Origin of the sequence: Acidovorax sp. NB1 (genome assembly GCF_005405905.1) — a bacterium.
GTDB lineage: Bacteria > Pseudomonadota > Gammaproteobacteria > Burkholderiales > Burkholderiaceae_C > Acidovorax.
This window is the reverse complement of the sequence record NZ_BJHU01000025.1, coordinates 57,756-70,926: the sequence shown is the minus strand read 5'-3', so window position 1 is coordinate 70,926 and position 13,171 is coordinate 57,756. Positions and strand designations below refer to the sequence as shown.

Here is a 13,171-nt window from a genome sequence, read left to right as displayed (position 1 = left end):
TGGGGCCGCGCGCAAACGGCCTTTTTGGCTTGAATTCTTCAGTACAGGCCCCGCGTGCGCGCCATCAGCCGCACCAGGCCCAGCAGCGCATCGGTGTGGGGAGTGGGCACAGCCGTGATCTGGCCCAGCTCGCGCACGGCGCCCACCAGGGCGTCGATCTCCATGGGCTTGCCTGCTTCCACGTCCTGCAGCATCGAGGTCTTGAACGCGCCCAGCTTGCGCGTGACGGCGTGGCGGTCTTCGGGCTGCTGGTCGATCGGCAGGCCCAGCTGATCGCCGATGGCCTTGGCTTCGAGCATGACGTGCGAGACAAAACCGCGCACCAGGTCATCGTCCAGGATGCGGTCGGTGGTGGCGCCGGTCAGGGCGCTGATCGGGTTCATGGTGAGGTTGCCCCAGAGCTTGAACCAGATGTCCTTCTGGATGCAGTCGCTCACCTCGACGTCGATGCCACCGCGCTGCAAGGTGTCGGCCAGGGCCTGCAGGCGCGCACTGCGCTGGCCGCCGGGTTCGCCGACGATGAGGCGGTTGCCAAAATGCTGCTTGACGAAACCCGGCGCCTCCAGCGAGCAGCTGGTGTGCACCACGCTGCCCACCACATGGCGCGTGGGGAGGGCGCTGGCGATCACGCCGCCTGCGTCCACCGACGCGAGCGCACGGCCCTGCGCGGCGCCGCCAAAACCATCCAGAAACCACCAGGGCACGCCGTTCATGGCGGTGAGCACGATGGTGTCGGGCCCGATCAGCGGGCCCATGGCGCGCGCCACATCGGGCAGGCCGGGCGCCTTGACGGCCACCACCACCAGGTCCTGCACGCCGAGGGCTGCCGGGTCGGCCGCTGCCGTCACCGCCACCTGGGCCACCGTGCCGTCGGGGCGGCGCAGGCGCAAGCCATCGGCCTGCAACGCCGCCAGCGTGGCGCCGCGCGCGACCAGGCTCACAGGGTGGCCTGCCTGTGCCAGGGCCACGCCCAGCCAGCCGCCGATGGCGCCCGCGCCGTAGATACATGCTTTCATGCTTGTCGATCCTTGCTTGTTATGTGTGTTGTCGGGAAGAGAAGGGTCAGTAGCCTGCGGGCCGTGGCGCGGCGGCTTCTGAGCCAGTACGAAACCGCGCCAGCAGAGCCTGTGCAGCGCTGGTCAGCAGCATGGTGTCCACCCCCACGGCCACAAACAGCGCACCGGCTGCCAGCCACTGGCGCGCCTGGGCCTCGTTGGTGGCCAGGATGCCCGGTGCCTTGCCCGCGCGCAGGATGCGCGCTATGCCGTCGTGGATGGCGGCCTGCACATCGGGGTGCCCGGGGTTGCCCGGGTGGCCCATCGATGCCGACAGGTCGGCAGGGCCGATGAACACACCGTCCACGCCGGGCGTCGCGGCAATTGCATCGAGGTTGGCCATGGCTTCCACCGTCTCGGCCTGCACCAGCAGGCAGACCTGCTGGTTGGCCTCGTGCACATAGCGGGGGTAAGCCTGCCAGCGCGACGAGCGCGCCAGGGCGCTGCCCATGCCGCGCACGCCCTCGGGCGCGTAGCGCGTGGCGCGCACGAGTTGCTGCGCTTGCTCGGGCGTATCGACCATGGGCACTAGCAGGGTTTGTGCGCCGATGTCCAAATACTGCTTGATGAGGGCGGTGTCGCCCACCGGCACCCGTGCGACGGCGTGGGGTGCGCGTGCGCCGGGTGGCAGCGCGCTGCTGGCGCTGGCGATGGCCTGCAGCTGGTGCAGGATGGAGCGCAGGTCGTTGGGCGCATGTTCGCCATCGACCAGCAGCCAGTCGTAGCCGGTGCCTGCAAGGATTTCTGCGGTGTAGGCATTGGCCAGGCCCAGCCACAGGCCGATTTGTGCTTCGCCCTGGGCCAGGGCCTGCTTGAAGGAGTTGGTGGGTGTGTGCATGGCGTGCATTCTTGCCGATGCCGACGGACAGAGTGGCGAGCCCGCCATCGTAGGGGCGCGGCGCCTGGGGTCTATAGGTGCTTGGTAGGGTGGGCGCCGACTCCTGGGCCTGCGCCGCTATAGTCGGCCACCCGCGCCTGTGCCCACCGACCATCCCCTTCCCATGGCCAAAGACAAAACCATCTTCACTTGCACCGAATGCGGCGGCACCAGCCCGCGCTGGCTGGGCAAATGCCCGGCCTGCGGTGCCTGGAACACGCTGATCGAGCAGGTGGCAGAGGCCGGTCCGGGCAAGAACCGCCTGAGCGCGCCGCAAGGCTACGCCGGCCTGGCCCACGCGCAGCCCGTGATGCCGCTGGCCGCCATTGAGGCCCAGGACGTGGCGCGCACCGCGAGCGGCATCGACGAGCTGGACCGCGTGCTGGGCGGCGGCATTGTGGAAGGGGGTGTGGTACTGATTGGCGGCGACCCGGGCATTGGCAAATCGACCCTGCTGCTGCAGGCGATGGATGCGCTGCAGCGCGCGGGCCTGCCTACGCTGTACGTGACAGGCGAGGAAAGTGGCGCGCAGGTGGCGCTGCGTTCGCGGCGCCTGGGCATCGAGGGCAGTCAGGTGCAGCTGCTGGCCGAGATCCAGCTCGAAAAGATATTGGCGACGGTGGACGCCACGCAGCCCGCCGTGGTGGTCATCGACTCCATCCAGACCACGTATTCCGACCAGCTCACCAGCGCGCCGGGCTCGGTCGCCCAGGTGCGCGAATGTGCGGCGCACCTCACGCGCATGGCCAAGGGCACGGGCATCGCCGTGATTCTGGTGGGCCATGTGACCAAAGAGGGCGCGCTGGCCGGTCCTCGCGTGCTGGAGCACATGGTGGACACGGTGCTGTACTTTGAAGGCGACACCCACAGCCAGTTCCGGCTGGTGCGCGCCATCAAGAACCGCTTTGGCGCCGTCAACGAAATTGGCGTGTTCGCCATGACCGAGAAGGGCCTCAAGGGCGTGAGCAACCCGAGTGCCATCTTCCTTTCTCAACATTCCGAGCCCGTGCCCGGCAGCTGCGTGATGGTCACGCTGGAAGGCACGCGTCCCATGCTGGTCGAGATCCAGGCGCTGGTGGACAGCGCTGGCCCCAGCCCCCGGCGCCTGAGCGTGGGCCTGGACAAGGACCGCCTGGCCATGCTGCTGGCCGTGCTGCACCGCCACGCGGGCGTGGCCTGCATGGACCAGGACGTGTTTGTGAACGCCGTGGGCGGCGTGCGCATTAGCGAGCCTGCGGCCGACTTGGCGGTGATGTTGTCCATCACCTCCAGCCTGCGCGGCAAGGCGCTGCCCCGGGGCTTCCTGGCGTTTGGTGAGGTAGGCCTGGCGGGCGAGGTGCGGCCTGCGCCCCGGGGGCAGGAGCGATTGAAGGAGGCTGCCAAGCTGGGCTTCAGCGTGGCCGTGGTGCCCAAGGCCAACGCGCCCAAAAAGCCCATCGAGGGCCTGACCATCCACGCTGTGGAGCGTGTGGAGGAGGCCATGGACGTGGTCCGCGGCTTGTAACCCTCTCTACGCAATGCCCACAGCGCCGCCGGTGCGCCGCCGTATGACAATCGGGCCCATGAATTTGCGCAACATCCTGGTGCCCCTGGGGGCGGTGGCCCTGATCGGTTTTGGTTTCTCGGCCTATGGCTGGGCAGGCGTGGCGGCGGTTGTGGGCGGGCTGGTCATGTGGGCGCTGCTGCACTTCACGCGGCTGGTCAATGTGATGAAGAAGGCCGCCAAGCGCCCCATCGGCTACGTAGGCAGCGCCGTGATGCTCAATGCACGGCTGGCCGAGGGGGTGAACCTGATGCACGTGGTGGCCATGACGCAGGCGCTGGGCGAGCTGCGGTCTGCCGAAGGCGCGGACCCGGAAATCTACCGCTGGACCGACGGCACCCGTTCGCACGTGACCTGTGAGTTTCGCCAGGGCAAGCTGGTGAAGTGGACGCTGGAGCGGCCTGAGGCAGATGCCGATGCCCCGCCTCCGGCGGGGTGACACCCCACCCCTGAACCTGCGGGTTTGCTGCACTGCACCCTCGGGTGGCGGTTCCCGGCGGGCTGGGGGCCCGTAAAATCCCGGTTTTGCGACCCACAGCAACCAAAGGATTCCCATGAGCCCCGTAGTTCCCTCGATGGCCGACCGTGACGGCAAGATCTGGATGGACGGCCAGATGGTCGATTGGCGCGACGCCAAGATCCATGTGCTGACCCACACCCTGCACTACGGCTGCGGCGCCTTCGAAGGCGTTCGCGCCTATAACACCCCCAACGGCACGGCGATCTTCCGCCTCGAAGAGCACACCGACCGCCTGTTCAACAGCGCCAAGATCCTGCGCATGAAGATCCCGTTCACCAAGGAAGAAGTGAACGAGGCCCAAAAGGCCGTGGTGCGCGAAAACAAGCTCGAATCCTGCTATCTGCGCCCATTGACCTGGATCGGCTCGCAAAAGCTGGGTGTCTCGCCCAAGGGCAACCAGATTCACCTGATGGTCGCTGCCTGGGCCTGGGGCGCCTACCTGGGCGAAGAAGGCCTCAAGCGCGGCATCCGCGTCAAGACCAGCAGCTACACCCGCCACCACGTCAACATCACCATGACGCAGGCCAAGGCGGTGAGCAACTACACCAACTCCATCCTGGCCAACATGGAAGCGCTGGACGACGGCTACGACGAAGCCCTGCTGCTCGATAGCAGCGGTTTCGTGAGCGAAGGCGCTGGCGAGAACATTTTTGTGATCAAGAACGGCGTGATCTACACGCCCGACCTGTCGGCCGGCGCCCTGAATGGCATCACCCGCAACACCGTGTTCCACATCGCCAAGGACCTGGGCCTGGAGATCGTGCAAAAGCGCATCACGCGCGACGAGGTCTACATCGCCGACGAGGCCTTCTTCACCGGTACGGCCGCCGAAGTCACGCCCATCCGCGAACTTGACCGCATCGAACTGGGCAGCGGATCGCGCGGCCCTATCACCGAAAAAATCCAGAGCGCCTTCTTCGACATCGTCGGCGGCCGCAATCCCCAATACGCCCACTGGCTCACCAAGGTCTGATGAACATGTCGCAAGCTTCCGTAGAACTCCTGGCCAAAGACCTGAATGCACAAGGCGGTGTCTTCTGCCCGAGCCCCAAGGCCGACATGAAGCTGTGGAACAGCCACCCCAAGGTGTACCTGGACGTGGCCCGCACCGGCGAGGCCAAGTGCCCCTATTGCGGCACCGTCTATCGCCTGAAAGCGGGCGAGCATGTCCACGCCGGCCATTGACCGATTGATTGGTTGATGCCAGTTGCAACTGGCGGCGCATCGGCGCCGCCCACGTTGACCGTGGCGGTGCTGACCCACAACGAGGCGCACCGCATCGAGGCCTGCCTGAAGAGCGCTGCGTTCGCTGACCAGCTCCTGGTGGTGGACAGCGGCAGCACGGACAACACCGTGGCCCTTGCCCAGGGCCTAGGTGCCGAAGTCCACAGCCATCCCGACTGGCAGGGTTTTGCCGTGCAGCGCAACCGCCTGCTCGCGCAGTCACGCGGCGACTATGTGTTTTTTCTGGACGCCGACGAGGTGATGACGCCTGCGTTCGCGCAGGAGCTGCAGGCCATCGTGCGTTCGGGCGAGCAGGCCGTGTGGAGCATCCGCTGGCGCATGGTGGCCTATGGGCACGAACTCAAGTATTTCCGCTCGCAGTCGCAGATCGAGCGCCTGTTCGTGCGCGCGCTGGTGAAGGAATTCACTGGCGTTGTGCACGAGCAGGCCGAACTGCAGCCCCTGCCCGGCGGCGGGGCGGTGCCGCGCCGTTTGATCCGGGCGCGGCTGCTGCATTACTCCCGCACCACGGTGCGGGGCAGCCTGGAAAAGCTCACGCAGTACGTGATGCTGGGCGCCGCCAAACGTGCTGAGAAGGGCCAGCTGGGCGGCGTGCTGCGCGGGCTGGCCTCGGGGTTCTCCATGTTCCTGCGCTTGTATGTGTTCCGCCTGGGGTTTTTGTGTGGCGGGGCCGGGTTTCTGTATTGCCTGTTTGTGGCGCTGGAGGGCTTCTTCCGGTATGCCGCCCTGCACTATGACCGTGACAGCCTGACCGACAAGGTGATCCGTTGATGAGTGCACAACGCTGGTGGGGGCGCTGCGCAAGCATCGGTGCCTTCATGGTTCCGGGTTTGGCGCTGTGTGTGCCCTCGGGGTATTCGTATGGCGCAGCCCTGCTGCTGCTGGCCGCGCTGGCCAGCGCCCCGGTGTGGTGGCGCCGCCCCGCGCCCCGCACCGCCTGGTGGCTGACGGCCGCGTTTTCCTGCATGGCCGCGCTGTGGCTGCTGGATGTGGGCACCGCCTGGGGCTGGGGCAGCATGGACCGCCCGGTCAAGTACCTGCTGGCCCTGCCTTGCATCTTTTATCTGATGACCTTCCAGCCCCGTGCCGCCTGGCTGTGGATGGGGATTGCTGTCGGGGCCGTGGGCAGCGGGCTGGTGGGGCTCTACCAGACCTATGTCATGGGCCTGCCGCGCGCCAGCGGTTTCACCAACGCCATCCAGTACGGCAACCTGAGCATGCTGCTGGCGGTGATGAGTGGCCTGCTGCTGGTGGCGCAGTGGCGGCGCTGGGTGCTGTGGCAGCGCCTGCTGCTGGCCAGCGCCATCGTGCTGGGAGTGGCCGGGTCGGTGTTGTCGCAGTCGCGCGGCGGCTGGCTCGCCCTGGTACTGCTGCTGCCGGTGTGTGCCTGGCTGCTGGTGCGCACCACCGGCCAACGCCGGGTGTACTGGGGCCTGTGCGCCTTGTTGGTCGCGGCGGCAGCGCTGTCGCAGGTGCCAGCGGTGGAGCTGCGGGTGGACGAAGCCCGCCAGGAAGTGCAAACCTACCAGCAGCATGGCGATGGCCGCAGCTCGGTGGGCCAGCGCCTGGCGCACTGGGGCCTGGCCTGGCAGATGGGCTGGGACCGCCCCCTCACCGGCTGGGGCCGGGCGGGGTACGCCGAAGAAAAGGCCCGGCGCGTGGCGGCCGGACTGGCCCACCCCGTGGTGCTCGAATTCGGTCATGCACACAACGAAATCCTGGACTTGTTCGCCAAGCGTGGCTTGCCCGGCGTGCTGCTGCTCATGGCCTTTTATGGCATTCCGCTGGCCATGTTCTGGCCCACCGCGCAGCGCATCCGCGATGCAGAGGGCAAGATGGACCGCGAATCGCTGTCGCTGTGCCTGGTGGGCGTGCTGCTGCCGCTGTCGTACATCGGTTTTGGCCTCACGCAGGTGTTTTTGGCCCACAACAGCGGCAACATGTTCTATCTGTTCATGTGCCCGCTGGTGCTGGCTGCGCTGCACCAGCGGCGCGCGCGCCTGGGCTGCCCCCGTCCTCTGTGAAATGAAGAAACACCCCCCTGAGTCCCTACGGGCCTTCCCCCCGCTCTCGCATTGCTGCGCAACGCGGGCAGGGGGACGCAGCCCTCGCTGCGGGGCGGCCCTTGCTCGGCTGCCCTGGCTGGGGCCGCGCCAGTCTCATGGGCTCTGGGTCGTGTGCAGCGCCCTGGAAAACCGAGACGAGAGGTCTTTTTGATGCACATCCTGCTGGTCAACAACTCCCCTATCCCCGTCTATGGCTACGGCGGCACCGAGCGTGTGATCTGGGACCTGGGCAAGACGCTGGTGCAGCAAGGCCACCGCGTGAGCTATCTGGTGCCCGAGGGCTCGACCTGCGACTTTGGCCAGGTGCTGCCCATCCGGCCGGACGAACCCTGGGAGGGCCAGATCCCGGCCGACGTGGACATCACGCATTTCCAGTTCAACCCGCGCACCGAGTTGGCCAAGCCGTACCTGGTGACCGAACACGGCAACGCGCGCAAGCCCAAGCCGCTGCCGCGCAACACGGTGTTCCTCTCGCGCGACCATGCGGCGCGCTATGGCTCCAGCGAGTTTGTCTACAACGGCTTGGACTGGTCGGGCTATGGCCCGGTCGATTTCAGCCTGCCGCGCCCGCACTACCACTTCCTGGGCAAGGCGGCCTGGGGCGTGAAGAACGTGCGCGGTGCCATCAAGGTGGCCAAGTTGGCGGGTGTGGAGCTGGACGTGCTGGGGGGCGACCGCATCAACTTCAAGCGTGGCTTTCGCTGGACGCTGTCGCGCAAGATCCATTTCCACGGCATGGTGGGTGGCACGCAGAAGACGGGGCTGCTCAATGCCTCGCGCGGGCTGATCTTTCCGGTGCGCTGGCACGAGCCCTTTGGGCTGGCCGTGATCGAGAGCCTGTACTTCGGCTGCCCGGTGTTTTCCACGCCTTATGGCGCGCTGCCCGAGCTGGTGCCCCTGCACTGTGGCGTGCTTTCGGCCGAGGCGAGCGTGCTGGCCGAGGCAGTGCGCGGCAACCGCTTCGACCCGCGCGCCTGCCACCAGCATGTGGTCGAGCACTTTGGCGCCGAGCGCATGGCGCGCAACTACCTGCGCATGTACGAGCGCGTGCTGGCGGGAGAGACCCTGAATGCGCAGGCGCCGGTCATCCAAGGCCCGGCGCGCGAGCTGCCCTGGAAAAACTGACGGGGCAGCCCCTGAGTTTTTGACAAAAATAGCCGTTTGCGCGCACTGCATAAGCGCAAATAGCTATCAAAAATATAGCAAACGTCAGTTGGTGGCTGCCAGCAGCTCTTGCGCCAGCACCGCCACCAGCTCGGCCGCAGGCATGGGGCGTACCTGGGCCACGCCCTGGCCTGCCCACAGCGACAGATGGTCGGCCCGACCCGCCTGGGCCGCCGCGCGGCGCAGTGCGCCTGTCAGCGCGTTCTGCACGGGGTAGGGCGGCACGCTGCGCTCATCGGCCCGCAGGGCATCCATCATGGTGTTGACGATGCCCCGCGCCGGGCGGCCCGAGAAGATGCGCGTGGTGCGGGTGTCTGTGGGCCCGGCCTGCGTCAGCGCCTGGCGGTAAGCGGGGCCGATGGCCGATTCGGGGCAGGTCAGAAACGCCGTGCCCATCTGCACCGCCTGGGCGCCCAGGGCCAGTGCGCCCGCAATGCCACGCCCGTCCATGATGCCTCCCGCCGCGATCACGGGAATGGATGGCGGCAGCGCGTCCACACACTGGCGCACCAGCGTCAGCGTGCCCAGCATGCTGGCCTCGAAGTCGTCCACCGACGGCCCGCCCGCTGGCGGTATGTCGTGCCCGGGTGACAAGAAGGTGCCCCGGTGCCCGCCCGATTCCATGCCCGAGGCGCAGACCGTATCCGCCCCCACGGCGGCCCAGGCGCGGGCCTCGGCCACGGTGGTGGCGGTGCCGATCACCGTGCTGCCCACGGCCTGCAGCCGCGCCACCTGTGCGGCCGAGAGGATGCCGAAGGTGAAGCTGGCCACCGCCGGGCGTGCTGCCACCAGGGCTTCGAACTGCGCGCCGAAGTCCTCACACCACTGCGCAGGCCGCTCGGGCACCAGCCCGAACTCGGCATAGAACGGCGCCAGGCGCTGCAGCGCGGCCGCCACCGTGGCTTCGTCGGGTGTGGGCGTGGCCTGCACAAACAGGTTCATGCCAAAGGGCCGGTCGGTGCGGCGGCGCACCTCGGCAGCGGCTTCGGCCATGGCGGCGGGCGAGCGCATGCCGCAGCCCAGCATGCCCAGGCCCCCGGCTTGGGACACGGCGGCCGCGAGCGCAGGCGTGTCGGAGCCCGTCATGGGGCCCTGGACGATGGGCAGCGCGAGGGCCAGGCGGGTGGTGAAGGGGTAAGAATGCATGGGCAACTCCTGTGGAGAGAGGGTCAGGCGATGGAAGGGACCGGGTGGAGCGTGCTGGGCAACAGGGCCGCCAGCAACGCTGCCAGCGCGGGCGACTGGTAGCCGCGCCGGTGCACCAGCACGGTGTCGCAGGTGGCCAGCGGCACCAGGCGCAGCGCAGGTGGCTCGCGCATCAGATCAATCACCGCCTGGGGCACCACACCCGCGCAGCGCCCGGCGGCCACGCAGGCCAGGATGGCGTGGTACGAGGCCAGTTCCAGCACGTACGGCGGGTTGCCGTCCTTTTGTTGCAGGAAGGCCTCGCCCATGCGGCGGTAGGTGCAGCCAGTGCTGAAGGCGGCCAGGGTGTCCAGCTGCAGGTCCTGGGGGGTGTGCACGGGCGGGTGGTCGGCGGGCAGGGCCAGCAGCAGGGCTTCGGCAAACACGGCGGTGTGTTCCACCGGCGCATCGGCGTCGATGCCCGGCGGCGGCCAGGCCACCAGCGCGCAGTCGATCTGGTGGGCCAGCACCTGCTCCACCAGCTGGCGCGAGGGGGCGGTGGACAGCTCCAGCACCAGCCCCGGCCACTGCGCATGCAGCTGCGCCAGCGGCTGCGGCAGGCGCGCGGCGGCCGTGCTTTCCATGGCGCCCAGGCGCAGGCGGCCGCCGGGCTGGTTCGGGTGCACCGACTGCCGGGCCTCTTCGGCCAGCGCCAGCAGGCGGTCGGCATAGCCGCGCAGCGATTCGCCTGCAGGCGTGGGCACCATGCGTTTGCCCTCGCGCAGGAACAGCGTGGCGCCCAGTTGTTCTTCGAGCTGCTGCACGCGCGTGGTCACGTTGGACTGCACCCGGCCCAGCCGCTCGGCGGCACGGGTCACGCTGCCTTCCTGCGCTACGGCGCGGAAGATCTCCAGGGCGGTGAGGTCCATGATGGTTCTCTTTGTGAGATGATTTAAAGAAAATATATCTCAAAAAAGAATCATATGCCGAAGCCTGCTACCCTGGAATCCCCCACCGCCTCACCCCTGTCCGAGCGCCCGCTGGCCGTGGCGCTGGCGGGCATGGCGGCGCTGGCCGTGGCCATGGGCATCGGGCGGTTTGCCTTCACGCCGCTGCTGCCCATGATGCTGCACGACGGTGTGGTCACGCTGGCAGGCGGCAGCTGGCTGGCCACGGCCAACTACCTGGGCTACCTGATCGGTGCACTGGCCTGCATGGCGCTGCCCTGGGTGGCGCCGCGCGCGCGGCAGCGGTGGCATGCGGCGCGGCTGGCGCGCTGCGGGCTGGCCGCCACGGTGCTGCTGACGCTGGGCATGGCGCTGCCGCTGCCGGGCACTTGGCCAACGCTGCGGTTTGCGGCGGGTGTGGCAAGCGCGCTGGTGTTCCTCAATGTTTCGGTGTGGTGCATGGTGCGGCTGGTGGCGCTGGGTCGGGCGCCGCTGGGCGGGCTGATCTTTTGCGGGCCCGGGCTGGGCATCGTGCTCACCGGCCTGTCGGCCAGTGCCATGGTGGCCCTGGGCTGGCCTGCTGCTGCCGGGTGGGCGGTGTTCGGTGTGTTGAGTGTGGGCCTGTGCGCCGCCATCTGGCCAGTGCTGCAGGGCCTGGCCCTGCCTGCCCCGGCAGCTGCCGCGCACGCACCGGGCCTGCTCCTGCCGGGCCAGGGCCCGCTGGCGCGCACGGGGCTCACGCTGGCCTATGGGCTGGCGGGGCTGGGCTACATCGTCACGGCCACCTTCCTGCCCGTGATCGCGCGTGCCGCGCTGCCGGCCGGGTCACCCTGGCCCGACCTGTTCTGGCCGCTGTTTGGCGCGGGCGTGGCGCTGGGGGCGCTGCTGTCCACGCGCACGCCCGCCGCGTGGGACCGGCGCTGGCTGCTGATGGCCGCCTATGTTGTGCAGGCCGGGGCCATTGCGCTCAGTTTGGTGTGGCCGGGGCCTCTGGGGTTTGCGCTGGGCAGCCTGTTGCTGGGCCTGCCATTCACGGCCATCACGTTCTACGCCTTGCAGGAGGCGCGGCGCGTGTGGCCCGCAGCGGGCGACAGCTTCCCCGGCCTGCTCACCGCTGCCTACGGCATCGGCCAGATCGTGGGCCCGCCCATGGTGGCGTGGATGCTGCACCACGCGGCCACGCAGGGCCAGGGGTTTGTGCAGGGGCTGGCCGTGGCGGCGGCAGCGCTGGTGCTGGGCGCGGTGGTGTATGCGGCCATGGCCTGGCGCTGGCCATTGTCCTCGGGGCGCTGAACGCGCCCCGAGGGGGCCGGGTCAGTGGGGGACGAGGTTGGTGGTGGCTTTTGTCGGCGCCAGCGGCAGGGTCAGCACAAAACAGGCGCCGTGCTCGCCATCGGGCCGGTCCTGGCAGTGCACGGTGCCCTGGTGGCGCCCGGCGATCGAGCGCACCAATGACAGCCCCAGGCCCACACCACCCGCGCGCTCGCTGGCGCCCGGCAGGCGGTAGAAGGGCTCGAAGATGCGCTCGCGTTGGCTGGGTGGCACGCCAGGCCCGTGGTCACACACATGCACCTCGGCGCGGCCCTGGCGGCGGTGAACCACCACCGTGATCTCACCGCTACTGTAGCGGCGTGCGTTCTCCAGCAGGTTGCGGATGGCCCGGCGCAGCAGCTTGGCCACGCCGCGCACTTCCAGCGAATCGGGGCTCGCGCTCACGTCCAGGTCGGCGTCCACGCGGGCACATTCTTCGGCGGCCAGGCCGATCAGGTCCACCAGCTCCACCGTGCCTACGTCGGCCTCGCGTGCGTCGAGGCGGCTGGCCAGCAGGATCTCGTCCACCAGCTGGTCCAGCTCGGCGATGTTGCGCAGGATCTCTTCGCGGAACGCGGGCGAGGGCTGCTGGCCACCCATCAGCTCCAGCCCCATGCGGATGCGGGTCAGGGGCGAGCGCAGCTCGTGCGAGGCATTGGCCAGCAGCGACTTGTGCGACTTGACCAGGGTTTCCACACGCTCTGCCGCTGCATTGAACTGGCGCGCCAGGTCGGCCACCTCGTCCTGCCCTTGTTCGGGCACGCGCACCGACAGGTCGCCTTCGCCAAACGTCTTTACGCTGCGCTGCAGGGCTTCCAGCCGCTGCGTGAGGCGGCGGATGATGGGGTACACCCCCACGGCCACCGCCAGGCTGACGATGCCCAGCAGCCACAGGAAACCAAACGGGGGCCGGGTCCAGAAAGCGGCCTCGTCCTGTCCGGGGCCGCCCCGGCCGCCGTTGCGGCCCATGCGGGGCTGGCGCGGCGCCATCTGCAGGGTGAAGATCTGGCCGTTTTCTGCCTCGATGTGGAATTCGACCACCTCACCCGGCTCGGACGGCTGGCGCGTGGCCATGCCGCGCAGCACCAGGTTGCCGGCCGGATCGCGCACCGCCATCTCGCGCGAAGGCGGCACAAACGGCTGGTTGTTCTGGGCCTTTTGCTCTTCGGCAATGCGCCAGGCCCAGCCCACGGTGAGCGTCAGCACCGCCATGCCGCCGACCACGGCGAGCCAGATGCGCAGATAAAGACGGCGGGAGAAAGGGTTGGACAGGGACATGCGTGGGGCTATAGCGCAGGCAGCGGGGCTGCGTCAGCGA

General features: G+C 68.6%; 13 protein-coding genes. 8 read left to right on the top strand and 5 right to left on the bottom strand.

Annotated features, from left to right (window positions below):
* Positions 1 to 38 precede the first annotated feature (38 nt).
* Complete coding sequence (locus AvAM_RS11545; RefSeq protein WP_137747194.1) at positions 39 to 1,016, bottom strand: 2-dehydropantoate 2-reductase; 978 nt, start codon at positions 1,014 to 1,016, stop codon at positions 39 to 41.
* 46 nt (positions 1,017 to 1,062) lie between these two features.
* Entirely contained in the window at positions 1,063 to 1,893 is an 831-nt protein-coding gene (locus tag AvAM_RS11540) for an aldolase/citrate lyase family protein (RefSeq protein WP_137747193.1), read from the bottom strand.
* 163 nt (positions 1,894 to 2,056) lie between these two features.
* Here AvAM_RS11540 and radA point away from each other — a divergent pair, with 163 nt between their 5' ends.
* From radA to AvAM_RS11505, 7 genes are all read left to right on the top strand, one after another.
* Positions 2,057 to 3,436 (top strand): DNA repair protein RadA, encoded by a 1,380-nt coding sequence (radA, locus tag AvAM_RS11535; protein ID WP_137747192.1) that lies wholly within the window; start codon positions 2,057 to 2,059, stop codon positions 3,434 to 3,436.
* A 58-nt stretch (positions 3,437 to 3,494) separates the two neighbouring features.
* On the top strand, positions 3,495 to 3,914 hold the full coding sequence (locus tag AvAM_RS11530) for a glycerate kinase (protein WP_137747191.1): 420 nt from the start codon (positions 3,495 to 3,497) through the stop codon (positions 3,912 to 3,914).
* A gap of 115 nt (positions 3,915 to 4,029) precedes the next feature.
* Positions 4,030 to 4,968 (top strand): branched-chain amino acid transaminase, encoded by a 939-nt coding sequence (locus AvAM_RS11525; protein ID WP_137747190.1) that lies wholly within the window; start codon positions 4,030 to 4,032, stop codon positions 4,966 to 4,968.
* Positions 4,969 to 4,973: 5 nt separating this feature from the next.
* The gene (locus AvAM_RS11520) at positions 4,974 to 5,180 is read left to right on the top strand and encodes a zinc-finger domain-containing protein (protein WP_124514066.1); all 207 of its coding nucleotides are present in this window, start codon (positions 4,974 to 4,976) and stop codon (positions 5,178 to 5,180) included.
* 15 nt (positions 5,181 to 5,195) lie between these two features.
* Positions 5,196 to 6,011, top strand: coding sequence for a glycosyltransferase family 2 protein (locus AvAM_RS11515; protein WP_137747189.1), 816 nt, complete (start codon positions 5,196 to 5,198; stop codon positions 6,009 to 6,011).
* A complete protein-coding gene (locus AvAM_RS11510; protein ID WP_137747188.1) occupies positions 6,011 to 7,264 on the top strand; it encodes an O-antigen ligase in 1,254 nt (417 codons plus the stop codon). Before AvAM_RS11515 ends, AvAM_RS11510 begins: the two co-directional genes overlap by 1 nt.
* 192 nt (positions 7,265 to 7,456) lie before the next feature.
* Positions 7,457 to 8,431, top strand: coding sequence for a glycosyltransferase (locus AvAM_RS11505; RefSeq protein ID WP_137747187.1), 975 nt, complete (start codon positions 7,457 to 7,459; stop codon positions 8,429 to 8,431).
* A gap of 84 nt (positions 8,432 to 8,515) precedes the next feature.
* Here AvAM_RS11505 and AvAM_RS11500 read toward each other — a convergent pair whose 3' ends face one another.
* On the bottom strand, positions 8,516 to 9,616 hold the full coding sequence (locus AvAM_RS11500) for a nitronate monooxygenase family protein (RefSeq protein WP_137747186.1): 1,101 nt from the start codon (positions 9,614 to 9,616) through the stop codon (positions 8,516 to 8,518).
* Positions 9,617 to 9,639: 23 nt separating this feature from the next.
* Positions 9,640 to 10,524, bottom strand: coding sequence for a LysR substrate-binding domain-containing protein (locus AvAM_RS11495; protein WP_137747185.1), 885 nt, complete (start codon positions 10,522 to 10,524; stop codon positions 9,640 to 9,642).
* Positions 10,525 to 10,578: 54 nt separating this feature from the next.
* On the opposite strand from AvAM_RS11495, the gene AvAM_RS11490 reads away from it, so the two are divergent.
* Complete coding sequence (locus tag AvAM_RS11490) at positions 10,579 to 11,835, top strand: YbfB/YjiJ family MFS transporter (protein ID WP_137747184.1); 1,257 nt, start codon at positions 10,579 to 10,581, stop codon at positions 11,833 to 11,835.
* Between the two features lie 21 nt (positions 11,836 to 11,856).
* Here AvAM_RS11490 and AvAM_RS11485 read toward each other — a convergent pair whose 3' ends face one another.
* Positions 11,857 to 13,131 carry a HAMP domain-containing sensor histidine kinase gene (locus tag AvAM_RS11485; RefSeq protein ID WP_137747183.1) on the bottom strand — a complete coding sequence of 425 codons (1,275 nt, stop codon included), beginning with the start codon at positions 13,129 to 13,131 and terminating at the stop codon, positions 11,857 to 11,859.
* Between the last annotated feature and the right edge of the window lie 40 nt (positions 13,132 to 13,171).